The 20,167-nt window shown below is 60.7% G+C and carries 20 protein-coding genes; 6 read left to right on the forward strand and 14 right to left on the reverse strand.

The annotated features are described in order from the left end of the window. The first annotated feature begins 81 nt into the window (after positions 1-81). Positions 82-1,095, forward strand: a complete 1,014-nt coding sequence (locus Q0837_RS14855; RefSeq protein WP_298470684.1) for a GDP-mannose 4,6-dehydratase — start codon at positions 82-84, stop codon at positions 1,093-1,095. A 6-nt stretch (positions 1,096-1,101) separates the two neighbouring features. Here the strand turns inward: Q0837_RS14855 and Q0837_RS14860 are convergent, their stop codons facing one another. After that, the gene (locus Q0837_RS14860) at positions 1,102-1,827 is read right to left on the reverse strand and encodes a hypothetical protein (protein ID WP_298470685.1); all 726 of its coding nucleotides are present in this window, start codon (positions 1,825-1,827) and stop codon (positions 1,102-1,104) included. A gap of 115 nt (positions 1,828-1,942) precedes the next feature. Between Q0837_RS14860 and Q0837_RS14865 the strand changes: the two genes are divergently transcribed. Beyond that, positions 1,943-3,286, forward strand: coding sequence for a nucleotide sugar dehydrogenase (locus tag Q0837_RS14865; protein WP_298470687.1), 1,344 nt, complete (start codon positions 1,943-1,945; stop codon positions 3,284-3,286). Between the two features lie 127 nt (positions 3,287-3,413). Here Q0837_RS14865 and Q0837_RS14870 read toward each other — a convergent pair whose 3' ends face one another. From Q0837_RS14870 to Q0837_RS14900, 7 genes are all read right to left on the reverse strand, one after another. Then, on the reverse strand, positions 3,414-3,935 hold the full coding sequence (locus Q0837_RS14870) for a demethoxyubiquinone hydroxylase family protein (protein WP_298470688.1): 522 nt from the start codon (positions 3,933-3,935) through the stop codon (positions 3,414-3,416). After that, entirely contained in the window at positions 3,932-4,402 is a 471-nt protein-coding gene (locus Q0837_RS14875) for a disulfide bond formation protein B (protein ID WP_298470690.1), read from the reverse strand. The genes Q0837_RS14870 and Q0837_RS14875 overlap by 4 nt, the downstream gene beginning before the upstream one ends. Before the next feature lie 19 nt (positions 4,403-4,421). Further along, the gene (locus tag Q0837_RS14880; protein ID WP_298470691.1) at positions 4,422-5,759 is read right to left on the reverse strand and encodes a S41 family peptidase; all 1,338 of its coding nucleotides are present in this window, start codon (positions 5,757-5,759) and stop codon (positions 4,422-4,424) included. A gap of 133 nt (positions 5,760-5,892) precedes the next feature. Next, positions 5,893-7,197, reverse strand: a complete 1,305-nt coding sequence (locus Q0837_RS14885) for a peptidoglycan DD-metalloendopeptidase family protein (RefSeq protein WP_298470694.1) — start codon at positions 7,195-7,197, stop codon at positions 5,893-5,895. Next, a complete protein-coding gene (locus Q0837_RS14890) occupies positions 7,166-7,588 on the reverse strand; it encodes a 23S rRNA (pseudouridine(1915)-N(3))-methyltransferase RlmH (RefSeq protein ID WP_298471773.1) in 423 nt (140 codons plus the stop codon). Before Q0837_RS14890 ends, Q0837_RS14885 begins: the two co-directional genes overlap by 32 nt. Positions 7,589-7,716: 128 nt before the next feature. Continuing rightward, positions 7,717-8,073: a ribosome silencing factor gene (rsfS, locus tag Q0837_RS14895; protein ID WP_298470695.1), complete on the reverse strand. Its 357-nt coding sequence runs from the start codon at positions 8,071-8,073 to the stop codon at positions 7,717-7,719. A gap of 123 nt (positions 8,074-8,196) precedes the next feature. Then, entirely contained in the window at positions 8,197-8,853 is a 657-nt protein-coding gene (locus tag Q0837_RS14900) for a nicotinate-nucleotide adenylyltransferase (protein ID WP_298470696.1), read from the reverse strand. 353 nt (positions 8,854-9,206) lie between these two features. Between Q0837_RS14900 and Q0837_RS14905 the strand changes: the two genes are divergently transcribed. Continuing rightward, positions 9,207-10,304 carry a M23 family metallopeptidase gene (locus Q0837_RS14905; protein ID WP_298470698.1) on the forward strand — a complete coding sequence of 366 codons (1,098 nt, stop codon included), beginning with the start codon at positions 9,207-9,209 and terminating at the stop codon, positions 10,302-10,304. Positions 10,305-10,311: 7 nt separating this feature from the next. Beyond that, positions 10,312-10,734: a polymer-forming cytoskeletal protein gene (locus Q0837_RS14910; protein WP_298470700.1), complete on the forward strand. Its 423-nt coding sequence runs from the start codon at positions 10,312-10,314 to the stop codon at positions 10,732-10,734. 76 nt (positions 10,735-10,810) lie between these two features. On the opposite strand, the gene Q0837_RS14915 is transcribed toward Q0837_RS14910, so the two are convergent. The 6 genes from Q0837_RS14915 to Q0837_RS14940 form a co-directional block, all read right to left on the reverse strand. Then, the gene (locus tag Q0837_RS14915; protein WP_298471776.1) at positions 10,811-12,502 is read right to left on the reverse strand and encodes a long-chain fatty acid--CoA ligase; all 1,692 of its coding nucleotides are present in this window, start codon (positions 12,500-12,502) and stop codon (positions 10,811-10,813) included. 142 nt (positions 12,503-12,644) lie between these two features. After that, complete coding sequence (locus tag Q0837_RS14920) at positions 12,645-13,421, reverse strand: DUF1013 domain-containing protein (protein WP_298470702.1); 777 nt, start codon at positions 13,419-13,421, stop codon at positions 12,645-12,647. A gap of 103 nt (positions 13,422-13,524) precedes the next feature. Further along, complete coding sequence (locus tag Q0837_RS14925; RefSeq protein WP_298471779.1) at positions 13,525-14,562, reverse strand: glycosyltransferase family 1 protein; 1,038 nt, start codon at positions 14,560-14,562, stop codon at positions 13,525-13,527. Positions 14,563-14,633: 71 nt separating this feature from the next. Beyond that, on the reverse strand, positions 14,634-15,569 hold the full coding sequence (locus Q0837_RS14930; protein WP_298471782.1) for a UDP-2,3-diacylglucosamine diphosphatase: 936 nt from the start codon (positions 15,567-15,569) through the stop codon (positions 14,634-14,636). Positions 15,570-15,683: 114 nt separating this feature from the next. Further along, positions 15,684-16,301 carry a glutathione S-transferase family protein gene (locus tag Q0837_RS14935; RefSeq protein WP_298470704.1) on the reverse strand — a complete coding sequence of 206 codons (618 nt, stop codon included), beginning with the start codon at positions 16,299-16,301 and terminating at the stop codon, positions 15,684-15,686. Then, entirely contained in the window at positions 16,294-17,307 is a 1,014-nt protein-coding gene (locus Q0837_RS14940) for an NAD(P)H-quinone oxidoreductase (RefSeq protein WP_298470706.1), read from the reverse strand. Before Q0837_RS14940 ends, Q0837_RS14935 begins: the two co-directional genes overlap by 8 nt. A gap of 125 nt (positions 17,308-17,432) precedes the next feature. Here Q0837_RS14940 and Q0837_RS14945 point away from each other — a divergent pair, with 125 nt between their 5' ends. Both Q0837_RS14945 and clpA read left to right on the forward strand, forming a co-directional pair. Next, positions 17,433-17,636, forward strand: a complete 204-nt coding sequence (locus tag Q0837_RS14945) for a DUF1192 domain-containing protein (RefSeq protein ID WP_298470708.1) — start codon at positions 17,433-17,435, stop codon at positions 17,634-17,636. 119 nt (positions 17,637-17,755) lie between these two features. Beyond that, a complete protein-coding gene (gene clpA / locus Q0837_RS14950) occupies positions 17,756-20,167 on the forward strand; it encodes an ATP-dependent Clp protease ATP-binding subunit ClpA (protein ID WP_298470710.1) in 2,412 nt (803 codons plus the stop codon).

The raw sequence follows: 20,167 nt of genomic DNA on the forward strand, positions 1-20,167 counted from the left end.
CGCAGCGGGTTTTCTTTGTCCAGAACTTGTGCGACGCCCGCGCCGGTTAGACGCGGCACAGCGACAGGAGGCCCATAGGGCATGCGCACGGTACTCATCACCGGTTCGGCCGGATTTATCGGCTTTCATCTGGCGCAATTGCTCCTTGCCGAGGGCTTTCGCGTCGTCGGCTTTGACGGGATGACCGACTATTACGACGTGCGCCTGAAAGAGCGGCGGCATCAGATGCTGCTGCAAAACCAGCATTTCAGCGCGAATATCGGGATGCTCGAAGACTTCGATGCGCTGCACGCACTTGCGATGGCAGAAAAGCCCGATGTAATCGTCCACCTCGCGGCGCAGGCAGGGGTGCGGTACAGCCTCGAAAACCCGCGCGCCTATCTCGATTCCAACCTCATCGGCACGTTCAACGTGATGGAATGCGCGCGCGAGCTGGAGGTCGATCACCTGCTGATGGCTTCCACCAGCTCGGTCTATGGCGCGAATGAAGAGATGCCGTTCGACGAGCGCGAGAAATGCGACACCCAGCTCACTTTCTACGCCGCGACCAAGAAGGCGAATGAAGCGATGGCGCATTCTTACGCCCATCTGTGGAACCTACCGACAACGATGTTCCGCTTTTTCACGGTCTACGGTCCGTGGGGCCGGCCGGACATGGCGCTGTTCAAGTTTACCAAGGGTATTCTCGAAAGCACGTCGATCGACATTTACAACAATGGCGAGATGTTCCGCGATTTCACCTACGTGACCGATCTGGTGCGCGGCATTCGCCTGTTGATCGACGCTGCGCCGGAGCGCCCCGAAAGCGCCGATGACATTCCCGAGTGGGATAGTCTTTCCCCGGTTGCGCCATGGCGCGTGGCCAATATCGGCAACAGCGACAAGGTGCGGCTGATGGATTTCATCACCGCAATCGAAGAGGAATGCGGACGCGAGGCGGTTAAGAACTTCATGCCGATGCAGAAAGGCGACGTGCCCGCGACCTGGGCCGATGCGACATTGCTGAAAGAACTCACCGGCTACCGCCCGCAAACCGATGTTCGCGAGGGCATCCGCCAGTTTGTCGCTTGGTACCGCGATTATTACGCGGTCTGACGCGGCTTAGAGCGGCTGTTCTTCGGGCTCAGGTGCTGGCTCCGGCTCAGTTTCACCGCCAGTGCCCTCATTGCCTTCGATCAGCGGAGGCGGCCCGGATGCTTCTTCGACTTCACCCGGCAGAGCGCCTGCGCGTTCGCGCTCAAGCCGCTCGAGGTATTCGCGCTCGATCTGTTCTACGCGGCGCTGCTCGGATGCGGCATCGGCGTCGATCGTGGACAGACGGTCTTGCCGTGCCTGCTCGATCAGCTGGCCGAAACGGATGTCCTCACCTTCGGCGCGATCCCGATACGCGTCATTGATCAGCTGCTGGGTGCAACCGATAATTCCGCCAGCCCCAGCCGGGCTGCACGAATTGGTGCCAAACGCGCCGACCAGCTCCAGGCTTTCGACCCGGCGTGCCCATGCCGTGTTGTCGGGGTTGTCCGACAGGCGCAGCGCAGGTGGAATACGGAAACGCTCATTCTCCGGCAGCCGCGCAAAAACGCAGATGTCGCCTTCGGGGCACGGCGGCGCTTCGTCATCGCCGTAAACATAGGCGATCTGGACATCATCACTTAGCGCAGGCTGCGTATCGTCGACCAAAGTGTCGTCTTGCGCAGCAAGCGGAGCAGCGACAGCAAGCGTCGCGATCACGCCCATACGCTTCCATGTCTTCAACCGGGAGAGCAACATTTTGGAACCTTTCAAGTCGGTGACGTCGGCGTTTCTGCCATGCGCAAATTTACCCATAGGCTATGAGTGCCGGTGCGTGAACCAAGTCTGAAGCCCTCAGCTCCGCACTTGTCAATTGGAACGCGGCGAATGGTTAGCGGAATGTTGACCTTCTTTTGCAAAGAGCGGTGTCATGAACGCTCCATTTCAAAAAACCGATGCCGTCCCGCTGGGGGAGGTGTCCGCAGAGCTGGAAACCATAGCAATCGTTGGCCTTGGCTATGTTGGCTTGCCGGTCGCCGTTGCTCTTGCTGAACGCCTCGCGCCCAAGGGGTGCCGCGTGGTCGGTTTCGACATTTCGGAACGCCGGATTCGGTCGCTCAGAGCCGGACACGATTTCACCCGCGAGATCGACGATGAACGGCTCGATGCGTGCGGCCTTGCCGTATCGGACGATCCCGAAGCGCTTCGCGCGGCGACGACGATCATCGTCACTGTCCCAACACCAATCACCGAAGAGCGCCGCCCTGACCTGACACCGCTGCGTTCGGCCTGCGAGACTATCGGCCCACGCCTGTCCGAAGGTGCGCTGGTGGTGTTCGAGTCCACCGTATTCCCTGGAGCGACCGAGGAATATTGCGGGCCATTGCTGGCTGAACATTCAGGGCTGAAACAAGGGCGCGACTTTGCGCTCGGCTACTCACCTGAACGGATCAATCCGGGCGATACGGTCCACCGGCTTGAAAGCATCACCAAGATTATTGCCGCAGAAAACCCCGAGGCGCTGGCCCGGATGCGCGCGATCTACAGCGCAATTGTCGATGCGGGCCTGCACGAAGCACCGAGCATCAAGGTCGCTGAAGCGGCCAAGGTGATCGAAAACACGCAGCGCGATCTCAACATTGCGCTGATGAACGAGATTGCGCTGATCTTCGACAAAATGGAGATCCCGACGAAGGATGTGCTCGCGGCAGCTGGCACGAAGTGGAACTTCCTGCCCTTCACGCCAGGATTGGTCGGCGGTCACTGTATCGGCGTCGATCCGTACTACCTCACGGCAGCAGCGGAGAAGCTCGATTATCGCCCTGAGGTCATTCTTGCAGGTCGTCGGATCAATGATTCAATGGGGCAAGCGGTCGCACAGAAAGCCGTGAAGCTGCTGGTTTCACGTGATATTCCGCTAAGTCAGGCGCGGGTCGGAGTGCTGGGACTTACCTTCAAGCAGGACGTACCGGATATTCGGAACTCCAAAGTGCCGGACATACTCGCGGAACTTGGCGAATACGGCATCGAACCGCTGATCGGCGATCCACTGGCAGACCCGGCAGAGGCGAAACACGAATATGGCGTGGAGCTGACCGCATCGGAGGACCTGACCGATCTGGACGCGCTAATCCTCGCAGTGGATCACGCCGACTATGTGGCCGAGGGCGCAGAACTTACCGCGCGGCTCAAAAAGGGTGGTGTGCTGGTTGACGTGAAATCAGCGCTTAAGCGCGAAGACCTCAGAGACGACGTGATTTACTGGGCGCTTTAACGGTCGCAAAGCGACCGCAAGGCCGACTGGCCGTCCGCAACGACGCGATCTTTGATCGCATGAGCGAGGGAAGCGAAGCTGAACGACCGTAGGGAGGACAACTCGCACCCCGGATGGGGTGCGAAAATCAGACTCTCTCACTTACCTTGATTGCGATGCGGCATCCCAGCCGGATCGCTCCGGAAAGCAGCGGATAGGCTGGCGCCTTCTCCGCTCCATTCGCCAAAGCCGCATCGCGGTGCTCACGTTCGTCTTCGCGGAATTCCTCGATCATGTCGGCCAATTCCGGATCGTCACCCGTATCCTGCAAACGGTCGAGCTGCTCGGAATAGTGCTTGTCGATCTCCTCTTCGACCGCTGCGGTGCAAGCCATCGCGGCCTCGGGGCCAAGCAATGCCGTGCCTGCGCCCAGCGCATAACCCGCCGCCGACCAGAAGGGTTGCAAAGCCGTGGGGCGCACGCCGCGTTCGGCCATCAACGCGTCAAATTTCGCGCGGTGGCCCTCTTCCTGTTCGGCCATATGGCGAATCTCCGCCGAATGCGGTCCGCGATCACCCATTACGGCAAGCTGACCTTCGTAGATCCGTGTCGCGCCGAATTCGCCGGCCTGGTCGACCCGGATCATGCGGTGAAGTTCGTCGCGTTTCATACCTGCTCCTGTTTGGCGCCCGTTCCCAAGCTCAGCCCTAAGATGGTGAGTCCACCCAGTGTAGAGAAGAGGAAATTCCATCCGGCGAGAGAAATCCCGAAGAGGCTCCAAGGCGCAACGTCGCAGCGATGGATTGGCGCAGCGGACGGGTCCATTACGTCGATATTGGTCGAAAGCGTGGCACAGCCTGTGATCCCTTCCCACCAGCCATATTCAACACCGGCATGGAACGCCCCGATCAGGCCCGAAACGATGATCGCAATCGCCGCAAGGCTCGTCCAAAGCCGGGCAGGAGCTGTTACAAATGCCAAAAGCGCGAAGAGGATGGCGGCAAAGTGCGGCCAGCGCTGCCACCAGCACATTTCGCACGGGTACAGGCCAAAGCCATATTGGGAGATGTAAGCGCCGCCGAGCAATCCCGCAGGGATCGCAAAGGCGAGCAGCTTGGCTTGCTGCAAACGGGTCATGCGGCGCTACTTAATCGCGTCAGTCGCGCAGCGCCACCGAACTCTTGGTGGTGCGGCGCAGTGTTTCGAGCGCGTAATGCAGCTGGAAATCCTCAATGCCCTTCTCTTCGAGCTGCTCGGCAGTCTGCTGGAAGCGCGGATCATCGACCTTGTCGTTCTCCAGCTCTTCGTCCTTGATGCCCAACTCGTTGATCAGATGGCCGCGCAGATCGGATTCGCGCGTCAGGTATTTCTGGCGCAACGCAAGGTCCGGATCGGAAAGCTGCGGCACGGAGATGTCGGGATTGATCCCGCCTTCCTGCACCGACTTGCCTGCCGGGGTGAAGTAACGTGCCGTCGTCAGCTTTAGCGCCGCATCGGAACCCAGAGGGAGCAATGATTGCACCGAACCCTTGCCGAAGCTGCGATCGCCCATGATCAGCGCGCGGCGGTGATCCTGCAGTGCACCAGCGACGATCTCGGACGCCGAAGCAGAACCCGCGTCGATCAACACGATGACAGGAACGCCCTCGGCCATATCGCCGCGGAACACGGTCTCTGCATCGTAGAGCAAGGTTTCGCCCCGAGCGCGTCCGCGCTGCGAGACGATCCGGCCCGAATCGAGGAACAGGTCGGACAAGGCAACCGCTTCATCGAGCGAGCCGCCAGGATTCGAACGAAGATCGAGGATCAATCCGCTCACGCGGCCCGTCGCTTCTTTCTGGATCTCGCCCCATGCGTTGAACACGTCCGCGCCAACATCGGCGGAGAATTCGTTGACCATGATGACGCCGATATTGCCCGCTTCGAGCGAGTGCGTAACCGGCTCAAGCTCAATCACGCCGCGTGTCACAGGCACTTCGAGCGGCTCGTCGCGGCCCGGGCGGAAAATCGTCAGCTTGATCGACGTGCCCGCCTTGCCGCGCATCCGCGCAACCGCATCGTCCAGCTCGCCGCCGTAAATCAGCTCGCCATCCAGGTGCGTGATGAAATCGCCAGCCTTGATCCCGGCTTCATCAGCCGGACTGCCGCGGAATGGCGAGATTACCTTTACCGCGCCGTCTTCCATCACGACCGACAGGCCGAGCCCGGAATAATTGCCGTCGATCATGGTTTCGAGCCGTTGCAGATCGCTGCCGTCGAGATAGCCCGAATGCGGATCGAGCGCCGCCAGCATCCCGTCAATCGCGCCGCGCACCAGCACATCGTCCTCGACCGGTTCGACATAGCTCGCCTTGATCCGCTGATAGGTCGCGAACAATTTCGAGAATTCCGGTCCAGCCCGGCCATCCACCTGCGCCATTGAGGCGGTGGCGGTGGGAATCAGGGCGACCGCAGTAACGAGCGCTGCACTCTGCAGCAAAGCAGCAATTTTCATGGGAAAGAGAGGCTCCTTTCGACTCGGTGGATATAGGTTTGCATGGCTGAACGCCAGATGATTACCGGTCGAACCGCCCACAGCGTCCCACGAAGGGTCATGCCAAGGCGCAAGTTCTAAACCGTTCGGCGCGCTACCCGAGGAATCGCAGCGGGTTCACAGGGCCGCCGCCATTGCGCAATTCTATTGTGATTGCAGGCTCTTCCTGAGCGGCGACACCGATGGGGCTACCACCGATCAATTGGTCGCCGACATCAACTGTGGTGCGATCCAAACCCGTTATCAGGCTGGTCCAGCCCCCTGCATGTTCGATGATCACGATTCGGCCAAATCCCCGATAAGGACCGGAGAAAGCCACTCGCCCAGTCGCGGGAGCCACAACTTGCGCGCCTGCAGCAGGAGCAAGCGAGAGCCCGGTGCTGCGAAGCCCGCTTCCGCGCAGTTCCCCGAAGCCCGCAATGGTGCGGCCTTGTACCGGCAACTGGAAATCGGACGGCGGCGGCGTGTTCGCGGTGACTGTCGGCGATGGGTCGGCATCAGGCGTTTCATCGGAGGCCGCCGCAGCTTCGGTTGCGGACGGGGCAGGCATCACCAGGCCCGCTGGCCTCACCATCGGTCCTGGCAAAGCGGCCAACTCGCGGCGCAGGGTTGCTGCTTCGTCGATTTGCTCGATCAATCCGTCGAGATCGCGCGCTTCTTCGGCGAGTGCCAAGGCCCGCTCAGCTTCGCGCGAGGCGCTGCTGCGGGCTTCGGTCGATGCCAGCCGCTGGCGGGTTTCAAGCTCGGTCAATTCAGCGCGTTTGGACTGGAGGTCCTCTTCGCTGGTTCGCAGGTTAGCAAGCGCTTGCTGTGCCTGACGCTCAAGCTCGCGTCCCCTTTCCAGTTCGCCGCGCAAGGCGGAGGTCCGCTGCCGAATTTCCGGCACCGCGCTGTCGAGCACTGCGCGGACATAGACCAGATCTTTGAGCGAACCGGGTTGCAGCGCCGACAAGGCCAGCGGGCGGCGGGCCGTGGTTTGCAACGCGCTGGTCAGCCGAACAAGCGGCTGCCGACGCTCGGCCAGACGGGCGGACAAGGCACCGCGTTCATTCCGGGCGAGCGAGAACCGCGCGCGCGCAGCAGCGATATCGGCTTCGGAGCGTTGAATACGGGCGGCGATTGCAGCGGCTTCGCGAGCGGTTTTGTCAGCGGCTTCAGTTGCTTCTTCGGCCTCGGCTGCAAGCCGCTCGGCTCGTGCTTCGGCGCGCTGGCTCTCCCGCGTGGCGCGCTGCAGTTCGGCCTGTGCTTCGTCCGGCTCCATGACTGCGACATCACGCTGCGCGCTGCCATCGGGCACGGCCAGAGCCAAAGCGGCGATGATTGCCAGACCGGTCACCCCAAGGAAAAGTGTGTTGCGCTCCATCGGCTTACCCTGCCCGATGATAGGGGTGTCCGGCAAGAATGCTCGTCGCGCGATAGAGCTGCTCCATCAGCATCGCCCGGGCGAGCAGATGCGGCCAAGTCGCCGGACCAAAAGCGAGCAGCAGATCCGCATCGGCACGTTCTTGATCGGAATGCCCATCCGCCGCGCCAAGCACAAAGCGCGTCTCCCGCATCCCATCATCACGCCAGCGCCCAAGCAGTGCGGCGAAGTCTTCCGAGGACATCGCCTTCCCGCGCTCGTCGAGCAACACGGTTTTGTGCGGGGATTGAGGGTCCGGAATTTTGCCGCCGGTCTCGGGCAATTCGGTGAGCTTCACCGGCCAAGTCAGCCGCTTCTCATAGCGCGCAACCAGCTCCGCTTCGGGCGAGCGAGCGATCTTTCCGCGAGCGATGACGTGGAGGAGGATAGAAATTGATCCGTGGCCTGGAACCAAACGGTCCGCTCGCGGACCGCAAGGCCGACCGGCCGCCCGCAGCGATGCGGCCTTAAGGCCGCGTGAGCGAGGATACGGCAGCCCGGATGGGCTGCCTCAAATCAAGACGCCGCCGCTTCACCGCCCTCGAACGACCACATGCGTTCAAGGTTGTAGAAGCTGCGCACTTCGGGGCGGAACAAGTGGACGACCACGTCGCCAGCATCGATCAAAACCCAGTCGGCAGCCGGCAGACCTTCAATCCGCGCGGGACCAAAGCCGGCTTGCTTGACCTTTTCGGCCAATTTCTGCGCCATCGACGCCACTTGCCGGGTCGAGCGACCGCTCGCGATCACCATGTGATCGGCAATCGAGCTTTTCCCCTCGAGCGGGATCGAGACGATTTCCTGCGCCTGATCATCGTCGAGCTGGCTCATCACCAGATCGTGCAGTTCGTGCGTGGGCATTTTAGCAGCCATAATTGCCACCTTGTTCAATGCAGCGGCGGTTGCCGTTGAGGTTTGTGCCTGTGTCATAGGCAAGCAGAAGTCTCCAGATTGCGGGGCAGACAGGAATGCGGACAGAAACGCGGTTCAGGCGCCTCATGCGTCCTCCCTTGGTTGGATCTGACGGAATGTCAGTCGGTCGCGCACAGATGTGTTTCGATATTGCGACGCCCAATCGGCATGATCACGGCGAATGGCCGTGGCCGAGCGAGCATCTGGATCGAAACGCATGAACACCAGGGCCGGTGCGCTCCATTGCCCCCGTTTCCGAAAACTGGCGGCAGACACACGATAGCGTCTGAGCCAGGCCATGGCGGGGCTCGTCATGGCATCCGCGTTATAGCCGGGCCTTGCAATCACTGCAATCGGCATTGTCCTCGCTATGGCGCGCCAGTGCTTCCAACGGTGGAACTGCACGAGGTTGTCGGACCCCATCAGCCATACGAATTCGCGCTTGGGATAGCGCCGTTTCAGCTTGCGCAATGTATCCACGGTGAAGCGCGTATCGAGCTGCAATTCGATCGCGGTGGGCACGATTGGAGCACGCCGCGCCTGCGCTTCAGCCGACATGAGGCGCGCGGAAAGCGGGGCCATTCCTGACTTGGGTTTTAGGGGGTTTCCCGGAGACACAAGCCACCATGATTCATCAAGACCAAGCGCGTCCATCGCGAAGCGGGTGATGCGCCGATGCCCGCCATGCGCAGGGTTGAAACTGCCGCCTAAAAGACCGGTTCGCTGGCTCGATTTTCTCAAAAGATTTGGGCCTTCTTTCAGTCTGCAAAGCTCCGATCAACGGCAGCATTAGCAGGGCCAGCGAATCATGTCAGTCTTGGCGAATCGGCCTCGAAAACATTGTGTCGCGTTCGTACAATTCTCTCGAATCTGCCCTGATTCAGCACAGATTGCCCAGAGGTGAACGTTTCACCCCGATTCCGCATCGGTTCGGCGGCAACGTTAACACTTCGATTCGACCCGGGCGATTTGCGTTGGTAGCTCCGCTGCCCAAGGAACAAGAACCAAAAAACGGGGCCGCCTTGTCTGACACAAATTCCGCACGACCGTGGCTAGAGCGCGTACGCGATTGGTTTCCTGATCGCGAATTCTTCATGCGTTCGCAGGGTCAAGTGCGCTTCATCAAGATATCTTCGCGCGTCCAAATGACTGGCGCTGCGTGTGCTGCTGCGCTCGCAATCGGTTGGGCCGGTTCGATGGGCGTGATGGCATGGAGCCAATATCAGGCGGAAGCTGAACTTGCCTCGTTCGAAAGTGACAAGGCGAAGGTCGCCTCGGCGCAGGAACGCATCGATGCCTATGGCAACGATCTGGAGCGGGTGATCGAAGAGCTCGACGGCCGTCAGGAATTCCTCGACGCGATGCTGCCGATGCTGCCCGAAGAAATTCGTGACGCTGGCGTTAACGTCACCGACTCCACCGAAGAAACCGAGAAGACCGTCGACAAGGTCGGCGCGATGATCCCGCAAGCGCGCGGCCTCGCCGAGGTTGAAGCACGCCAGCTCGCTTTTGTCGAACGCATCACGCGCTACGCCGATTACCGCGCACAGAAAGCCGAAGAGGCGATGCGGATGCTAGACCTCGATCCGCGCGCGATGACAGCCAATGCACGCGAAGCCGTGGGTGGTCCGCTGGAATTGCTCGAGACCTCGCATGGTGAGCTTGACCCACGGTTCGAACGCCTCGGCCTCAGCCTGTCGCGCATGGCTGTGCTCGAAGAAGCACTTGAAGGCATTCCGCAGGTCGTGCCCGCAGGCCAGGATATTTCATCCGGCTTCGGCTTCCGCCGCGATCCGTTCACCGGCGGCGGCGCAATGCATAACGGCATCGATTTCAAAGGCCCGGTTGGCTCGCCGATCTACGCTGCGGCCAAGGGTGTCGTCACCTTTGCAGGCTGGAAATCCGGCTACGGCAAAACCGTCGAGATCCAGCACGGCAATGGCATGATGACCCGATACGCGCACATGTCGCGTCTGGGCGCCACTGTAGGCCAAAAGGTCGGTGCCGGAGCGACGATTGGCGGCATCGGCAGCACTGGCCGTTCCACGGGGCCGCACCTGCACTTCGAAGTCCGTATCAATGACCGCGCGGTCAATCCGCGCAAGTTCCTGGAGACCGCTCCCGATGTTCTCAAAGAAATCCGCGGAGCCGGAACGGCCCGCACCAGCACCCCCGCAACGACCGCAGAGTAAGAAGACTATGGCCAGTGGCTCCTCGAATTCGACTTTTTCCGTGATCGGTTCCGACATCAAGATCAAAGGCGACATCACCGCCTCGGCCGATCTTCATGTCGATGGCACGATCGAAGGCGACATCAAATGTTCGTCGCTCGTTCAAGGCGAAGGCAGTCAGATTCTGGGCGGCGTGATGGCGGAAACCGCGCGCTTCTCTGGCCGGGTCAATGGCTCGATCACCGCTCGTGAATTAGTGATCCTCAAAACGGCAGAGATCCAGGGCGACGTTCATTATGACGCGCTGACGATCGAACAGGGCGCGCAGGTCGACGGACGGTTCGCCCCGAACTCACAGCGTCAGGCGGCCAATGCGACCCCGAAAGCGGCCGAGAAGATCGAGAAGCCCAAGGCTGATCCCGATCAGGCTCAGCTCAAGATCGCGACCTGAGTAGGGGCGGCTCACTACCGCCTCCTCGCTTCCCAAACCTTTCCAGAACTTCGGCTCGTGTTCTTGCTGGGCGGCCTCAGAGGACTTCGGCTCGCAGGGCTTTGCGATCCAGCTTGCCGATGATCGTCTTCGGCAGTTCTTCTCGGATCACCACTTGATCGACGCGCTCATGCTTGCCGATCTTGGAGTTAAGCCACTCACGTAGCTCGTCGCCGGAGGTTCCCGCGCCGTCTTCAAGCGTAATGTAAGCGCGCGGAACCTCGCCGAGATAGTCATCCGGCACACCGATCACGAGCGCTTCCTTCACGGCGTCGTGCTCAAGGATCACGTCTTCGACAACGCTCGGAAAGACCTTGAACCCGCCGACCGCGATCATGTCCTTGATCCGGTCGACGATCGAGAGGAACCCGTCTTCATCGATCACTGCGACATCGCCGGTACGCAGGTATTTCTTGCCATCGCGCTCGGCGAAGGCATCAGCGGCGGCTTCAGGCCGGTTCCAGTACCCGCGCATCACCTGCGGCCCATGGACCGCGAGTTCGCCCGGTTCGCCTTCTGGCGCCAGTATGGTTGGATCTTCCTTGTCCAACAGGATCACTTCGGTGCCCGCAACGACTTGCCCGATCGTGCCGCGCTTGCGGGTACCTGCATAGGGATTGACCGAGACCACCCCGGCGCTTTCGGTCAGGCCGTAGCCTTCGACCAGCCGAACGCCGGTGACCTCTTCGAACTTCGCATGGACCGGCCCCGGCATCGGCGCGCCTCCGGAGATACACACCTTGAGCGATGACAGATCGGTTTTGGCGAGATCCGGATGGTCGAGCATCGCCTGAAACATCGTCGGCACGCCGGGAAAGCCGGTCGCGCGATATTTCTCGATAGTCTGCAAAACCTGCTTGGTTTCGAAGCGCGGGACCATTGCAATGGAGCCGCCGCTGGCGACCGCATGGTTCAGCAGGCTGGTGTTGGCGAAGACGTGGAAGAACGGCAGCGCGCCCATGAACACTTCGTCGCGCGGATTGTCGAACGGATTGATCGCAGCGACCTGCTGCGCGTTAGTGGCAAGCTGATTGTGGCCAAGCATGGCACCCTTCGGCCGTCCGGTGGTGCCGCCAGTATATTGCAGCAGTGCCAGATCCTTGACCGGGTCCAGTTTCACAAGCGGCTGGACTGTGCCCGCCTGCCACGCCGCCCATTCCCACTCGCCCAGCACGTTTGACCAGCTGCGCACTTCGGTGTCGAAAGTAACATCGGCAATCTGGCTGCGCTTCAGCAGTTTGAGCGCTGCGCCTTTGTACCACGGCAGCATATCGGCAAGCGATCCCACGACCAGCCGCTCCAGCTCCGACGACGCCAGCACCTTCTTGGCGGTGTCGTAAAGCTCGGGCACGTTGAGTGTGACGAGCACCCGCGTGCCGCTGTCGCCGACCTGCCAGGCCAGTTCCTCGACTGAATAGAGCGGCGAGAAATTGACCACGATCGCGCCCGCCATCATCGCGCCATAATAGGCGGAGGCGTAGATCGGCACGTTGGGCAGGAAGAGCCCCACCCGGTCGCCCTTTTCAATGCCCATCTCCTGCAAGCCAGCGGCAAAACGCTGCGCCTCGGTGAACATTTCGCGGTAGGAATAGGTCCGCCCGAGGAAATGGAGAAACGGCGCCGCAGGATTATGCTGCACGGTCCGCTCGAACATTTCCGGCAGTGTGAGGGAGTCGAACTTGGTGTCCCAGGGCGTGGGATGATTGTAGGAGGCGTTATTGACATTCATGTCAGTAGCCATGGCTGAACACCCCTCTCATCACAAGCGTTTCGCACGCCTGTGATGAGGGATTTTCGCACAATTTGCACGGCCTATTCGGCGAAGCGATTGCCCGCCGTCCCGCACCGGGACAGCGTTTACGCGTAAGTCCTTATTCGGACGGCGTTTCGTCGTCCGTCGGCGCTGTTTCGGGCGTCTGAAAGGCGTCAGGTGCGGCTGGTGCCGCATCTTCGCCAGCTTCTTCGGCTGCGCGCTTCGCCGCGAGCCATGCTTCGGCTTCGGCTTCCTGCGCGGCTTCGGCTGCAGCTTTGACGTTGGCTTCGCGCTCGGCCTGCAGCTCTTCGATCAGCTTGTCCTTATCTGAACGAGCATCGGCATCGACGGGAGCCGCTTCTTCAACGATTCCGGCGCGCTTGGCAGCCTTGGCCACGACCGCATCAAGTTCACGCTGCGAGCACAGGCCCAGGGTCACCGGATCCTTCGGCTGGATGTTCTGGATGTTCCAGTGCGAACGCTCTTTGATCGCGCCGATCGTGTTGCGGGTGGTGCCGATCAGCTTGGAAATCTGCGCATCGGACACTTCCGGGTGATTGCGCAGGATCCACGCAATACCATCAGGCTTGTCCTGACGCTTCGACACCGGCGTGTAACGCGGACCTTTGGTGCGCGTCACTTCGACAGGGGCCTTGTGCATCTTGAGCGAATAAGTCGCGTCTGCCTGACCCAGTTCGATCTCAGCCAGGGTCAGTTCGCCGGCGTGAACAGGATCGCGCCCAGTGTACTTGCTGCCAGCAAGATCGTCAGCCATCGCCTGAACTTCGAGGATATGCAGTCCGCAGAACTCGGCAATCTGTTCGAACGACAGACCGGTGTGGTCGACCAGCCAAGTGGCGGTGGCGTGCGGCATCAGCGGTGTCGGCTGGGCCATAGGAATCTCCGTAAAAATAGAAGGGCCGCCCCTTTCGGAGCGGCCGTTGCGAGCGAGTAGATAGGCGAATGCTGGGCGTTCGGCAAGGAAAAGGGTGACGTGTCTAGATCGCCGGCGCCGTCCGCAGCGAAACGCATTCCTCTTCCTCCAGCGCTACCAGTCCGCTCAGAAACTGCCGGGTCGCGGATTCCCAGCTATAGTCGGCACCGAAAGCTGCGCATTGGGCGCGGTCGCGGGTGAGTGCTCCATCGATTGCACCTGCCAGATCGTCAGCCATGACGCCGACTTGCTGAGTCAGGATATCGATGGGACCGGCTACCGGGTAAGCAGCGACGGGGGTGCCGCAAGCGAGCGATTCGATCATGACGAGGCCGAATGTGTCGGTCTTGCTCGGAAAGACGAACACGTCTGCTCCGGCATAGAACCCGGCGAGTTCAGTGCCTGTGCGCTTGCCCATGAACAGCGCATCCGGAAATTTGGATTTGAGCGAAGACAGCGCAGGTCCGTCGCCCACCACCACTTTCGTTCCGGGGTGATCGCACCTGAGGAACGCCTCGATATTCTTCTCCACCGCGACCCGACCGACATAAAGCAGGATCGGGCCAGCAAGATCGGCGAATTCCGGTGGAGGAGGAGCGGAAGGCGAAAAGCACGATAGATCGACGCCCCGACTCCAATGATGCAGCTTGGTCAGGCCCTGTTCGCGAAGCTGTTTCCGGATCGTTTCGGTCGCGACCATGATCCGCTGCGCCGGGCCGTGAAACCAGCGAATATAGGGCCAGAACACTTTGGTGGAGAGGCCAGTGCGCCGCGAAATGTAGTCCGGGAACTGCGTGTGGTAGGCAGTCGTGAAGGGGACTTTGCGGTTCACGCAATAGCGCCGCGCTGCAAAGCCCAGCGGACCTTCGGTGGCAATATGAACTGCGTCCGGGGCAACCCGCGCGAGTTCGCGTCCCACCGCGCCGGGCCAGGTCAAGGCCAGCCGAATCTCGGGATAGGTCGGCGCAGGAAAAGACCGGTATTGTTCGGGCGAGATCACCGTGACCTCGTGCCCCCAGTCGCGCAGCATGTCACAAGTGGTCGTCAGCGTCCGCACCACTCCGTTCGTCTGCGGGTGCCAGGCATCGGTGACGATAGCGATGGATTCGGGATGGGTACCGGGCCGCGCGCCTGCTGGAGGCGCTTGATCAGAACTGCCTGATCTCAGCGAGGTCACGCGGCCTCCTTGGCCCGGTCCACCATTGTTACCCGGGCACTTTCGCGAGCCTCACGGCGCTTGATCTCATCGGGCCAATTGAGGATTTCCATGCTTCCATCATGGTGCTCAACCAGAGCATTGCAACCTTCGACCCAGTCGCCATCGTTCCAGTATTCAACCGGTTTTCCTCCAAATTCGAAGGTGCGAAACTCGGCTGTGTGGATGTGGCCGCAGACCACACCATCGACCCCGCGCTCGCCCGCAGATTTGGCAACAACCTCCTCATATTTCCCGATGAACTCCACCGCGTTTTTGACCTTGTGCTTGGCTGCTTTCGACAGCGACCAATAGGGTTTGCCCATCGCCTTGCGCACCGCGTTCACCAACACATTGAGCTGCATCGCGGTGACGTAAGCCCAGTCGCCCACGAAGGCGAGCCAGCGCTGCGACAGCATAACCGCGTCGAACTCATCGCCGTGCAGCACCATCAGCCGGCGACCGTCGGCGGTGTCGTGAAAGGCGGCGCGGCGGATCTCGACCCCGCCGAAATTGAGACCTGTGAACTGGCGGAACATTTCGTCATGATTGCCGGGAATATAGACGATCTTCGTCCCGCGCTTAGCGCGTTTCATAATCCGCCAGACGATGTCGTTGTGGGTCGATGGCCAGTAGAACTTCTTCTTGAGCCGCCAACCGTCGATGATGTCGCCGACCAGATACATCGTCTCGCTGTCGGTGTGGTCGAGGAAATCGATCAACATCTCGGCGTTGCAGCCTTTTGTGCCGAGGTGGACATCACTAATCCAGATCGTGCGGTATTTGCGCCGATCCGGCCCGCCCTTTTCGGGCCTTTCGGGCTCGGGAATGTTGAGCTCGGCCAGAGGAAGACTTGCCACCGCGCCGCACAGCTCATCGTCAGATCCGGCAGCGTTGCGTGGGTCGGACAGCATAAAGTCGGTCATGGCAAATCCCTGGACTTTGCATCTTGTCCAGAGCGCCTTGGCAGACGTTTGTTACAGGCGATTCACGGATCTGTGACCGTTTCGCGAAAGCTCAACTTTGTCTCATTGCATCGCAATGTATTTGGGCAAGGTTGGGACCCGCTTCAGCCAGGCCTGAACGGCGGGATAGGCTGAGAGGTCGAAACCACCCTCTTCCGCCACCTGCGTGTAGGCGAACAGTACAACATCGGCGAGTGTAGCAGCCGATCCCACAAACCAATCGCGACCTTCGAGATGTCCGTTCATTGTGGAAAGCGCGTCCTGACCCGCGATCCGCTTGGCCGTCATCTGATCGCGCTGCTGCTCGCTCAGATTGTTGAGCCCGACAAATTTGCACCAGAATCGCAAAGTCGCGATGTTCGGTTCATGGCTATACTGTTCGAAGAACATCCAGCGCAGCATTTGCGCGCGGTCGAACTGGTCTTCCGGTATCAGAGGCGACCCTTCGGCGAGAAACCAGCACGCCGCGTTGCTCTCAGGAAGAAACCGCTCGCCAATCTGGAGTACCGGAATGCGACCATGAGCGTTGATACTCTCGAGAAATTCGGGCGTCCGCGTCTCGCCCTTCAGGATATCATACTGATATGCTTCGAGCGGAAACCCGAGCAACGCAGCGGTCAGTTTGATCTTGTAACAATTGCCGCTGCGAGGGTCTTCGTGGAGGAGCAGCGCCTCAGCCACCGGTGACTTCCAGCACAATCTTCCCGATATGCTCGCCCGCTTCCATCCGCGCATGCGCTGCGGCGGCTTCGGCTAGCGGCAAGGTCTGATCCATCACCGGAGCAAGCTCCTCGGTCGTGAACAACGGCCAGGCATTTGCGGCAATCTCATCCGCCAGCGCCGCCTTGAACGCATCGGAACGCGGGCGCAGGGTCGATCCCGTCAGAGTCAGCCGCCGCATCATCACCATCGGAATGAACAGCTCGGCCTTCGCCCCGCCGAGCACCGCGATAGTCACATGGCGACCGTCTTCGGCGAGGCATTGGAGATTGCGCGGCACATAATCGCCCGACACCATGTCGAGCACGATGTTCACACCCTCACCGCCCGTGTGCTCCTTCACCGCCGCGACAAAGTCCTGCTCGCGGTAATTGATCGCCAGGTCCGCGCCGATCTGCCGCGCTGCTTCGCACTTGGCTTCGTCACCACAGGTCACGATCACTTCGATGTCGAACGCTCTCGCGAGCATGATCGCCATCGTACCGATCCCGCTGGTGCCGCCATGGACGAGCAACCGCTCACCATCGCGCGCCATGCCGCGCTCGAACACGTTGTGCCACACGGTGAAGAGGGTCTCGGGCAGCGCTGCCGCGATCTTCAAATCCATTTCATCAGGCACAGGTAGGCAATGCTGCCACGGCGCGGTGCAATATTCGGCATAGCCTCCGCCCGGCGTCAAAGCTGCGACCCTTGCCCCGATCATCTCGCGCGGGACCTCGGCCCCGGCAGCAATCACTTCACCAGCAACCTCAAGTCCCAGAATAGGTGAAGCGCCGGGAGGGGCCGGATAGTGCCCCGCGCGCTGAATGCAGTCCGGGCGGTTCACACCGGCATAGGCCACCTTGATCAGTACATCTTGCGCGCCGGGTTGCGGCACCGCCGCCTGCTCCAGCGCAAGCACTTCCGGTCCGCCCGGCGCGGCAAAGCCAATCGCGTTCATTACATCAGGAATGACAGTCTCGGTCATCTGGTGCCCACCTAGCCCTGTTTCGAAGCGAGTGTAGCGCAAAGGCCACCACTCGTTTCCCCGGTGGAGCGAATACCGCTCTCGCACATTGACAGCAAGCGGCCTGTCTTGCGATGTTGATAGCAATGGATGACATTGATCTTCCCCGCCCCAAGGGAGACGCCGCGAGCAAGCTCGCGACTGAAGATCTTTCGCCATATTCCCAAGACGAGCTGACCGAGCGTATCGCGTTGCTCGAAACGGAGATCGCCCGGGTCAAGGCGCACCGCGACAAGGCCTCAGCCCACCGCGCCGCTGCCGATGCGCTGTTTGGGAAGTCCTCTCAGTGACGCAGTTGGAATTCCTTAATTCGGATTCGCAATTGTGCGTCACTGCACCATATTACTTTTGTTACCTCTCCATCGCTCCCTCTCCCGGAGCCCTTTTTGCCCGCGACTAGAGACACTTCATGCCCAGTTTTGCCCAGAATCTCGAAAGAACCCTGCACAACGCGCTCGCCAATGCGTCGGAGCGTCGTCACGAATATGCGACATTGGAGCACCTGCTGCTCGCGCTGATCGATGACGAAGACGGCGCGCAGGTGATGGCGGCATGCGGGGTCGACCTTGCCGAGCTTGGCGAGGTGGTGAAGCAATATCTCGATCAGGAATATCAGTCGCTCAAAACCGAAGACGACGCCGATCCTCAGCCAACCGCCGGTTTCCAGCGGGTGATTCAGCGCGCGATCCTGCACGTACAGTCCTCGGGCAAGGACACGGTGACGGGCGCAAACGTGTTGGTGGCGCTGTTTTCCGAGCGCGATTCCTATGCGGTCTATTTCCTGCAGCAGCAGGATATGAGCCGGTTGGATGCGGTGAGTTACATCAGCCACGGCATCGGCAAAGGCGGTCGCCAGCTCGAATCGAAGAATCCCGAAGGCTCCGACGAAGGCGCGCCGGGCGATCCCGAGCAAACTAAAGAAGGCGGCAACAAGAAAGAGACCGCGCTCGATCAGTTTACGGTCAACCTCAACGCCAAGGCCGAAGCCGGCAAGGTCGATCCGCTGATCGGTCGCGGCCCCGAGGTTGATCGGACGATCCAGATCCTGTGCCGCCGCTCAAAGAACAACCCGCTCTATGTCGGCGACCCCGGCGTCGGGAAGACAGCGATTGCCGAAGGGCTCGCGCGCAAGATCGTCGAAGGCGATGTGCCCGAAGTGCTCGCCCCTGCAGTGATCTACTCGCTCGATATGGGCGCGCTGCTCGCGGGCACCCGCTATCGTGGTGACTTTGAAGAGCGCTTGAAGCAGGTCGTGGCCGAGCTGGAAGGCATGCCCGACGCGATCCTGTTCATCGACGAAATTCACACCGTGATCGGTGCCGGTGCGACCAGCGGCGGGGCGATGGACGCTTCCAACCTGCTCAAGCCTGCGCTTTCAGGTGGGACGATCCGCTGCGTCGGTTCGACCACTTACAAGGAATTCCGCAATCACTTCGAAAAGGACCGCGCATTGCTGCGCCGGTTCCAGAAGATCGACGTGAACGAGCCGACCATCGAGGACACGATCAAGATCCTCAAAGGTCTGCGCACGGCATTCGAAGAGCACCACAACGTCAAGTACACGCCCGACGCGCTCAAAACCGCTGTCGAGCTGTCGGCGCGCTACATCAATGACCGCAAGCTGCCCGACAAGGCAATCGACGTGATCGACGAAGTTGGCGCGATGCAGATGCTGGTTCCGCCCAGCCGCCGCAAGAAGAAGATCACCGCCAAGGAAATCGAGCAGGTCATCGCGACTATGGCGCGCATCCCGCCGAAATCGGTCAGCAAGGACGACAAGAAAGCGCTCGAAAACCTCGATCGCGATCTGAAGCATGTCGTGTTCGGCCAGGACGAGGCGATCACCCGCCTGGCCACTGCGATGAAGCTGAGCCGCGCCGGCCTGCGCGATCCGGACAAGCCGATTGGCTCGTTCCTGTTCAGCGGCCCGACCGGCGTCGGCAAGACCGAAGTCGCGCGTCAGCTCGCTTCGATCATGGGGATCGAACTCAAGCGGTTCGATATGTCCGAATATATGGAACGCCACAGCGTCTCGCGCTTGATCGGCGCGCCTCCGGGCTATGTCGGATACGATCAGGGTGGCTTGCTGACTGACGCTGTCGACCAGAACCCGCATTGCGTACTGCTGCTCGACGAGATCGAAAAGGCGCACCCGGATCTGTTCAACATCCTGTTGCAGGTGATGGATAATGGCCGGCTGACCGACCACCACGGCAAGACGGTCGATTTCCGCAATGTCGTGCTGATCATGACGACCAATGCCGGTGCCGCCGCGATGGCAACCCAAGGCATCGGTTTCGGCGACGTGTCGAAGGAAGATGCAGGCTCCGAAGCGGTGAAGAAGATGTTCACCCCGGAATTCCGCAACCGCTTGGATGCGATTGTGCCATTCGCCTATCTCGGCAAGAGCACCGTCGCCCGCGTGGTCGACAAGTTCATCCTCGAGCTTGAATTGCAGCTGGCCGAGCAGAACGTCCACATCCAGTTCGATGGCGATGCGCGCGAATGGCTCGCGAACAAGGGCTACGACAAGCTCTATGGCGCGCGTCCGATGGGCCGCCTGATTCAGGATAAGATCAAGCAGCCGCTCGCGGAAGAATTGCTGTTCGGCAAGCTCGCCGATGGCGGCGAGGTGCATGTCAGCATCAAGGACGGCAAACCAAGCTTCGAACTCACACCCGCTCCGCCGAAAACAAAGCCAAAGCGCAAGCCACCGGCAAAAAAGAAGCCGGCAGCAAAGAAAGCGCCGCCAGCGAAAGACGGAGACGCTAAGCCCGAAGCTTCTGGTAGCAATGGCAAATCGGACGGCAGCGAAGGCTGA

The organism is uncultured Erythrobacter sp. (assembly GCF_947499705.1).
GTDB lineage: Bacteria > Pseudomonadota > Alphaproteobacteria > Sphingomonadales > Sphingomonadaceae > Erythrobacter.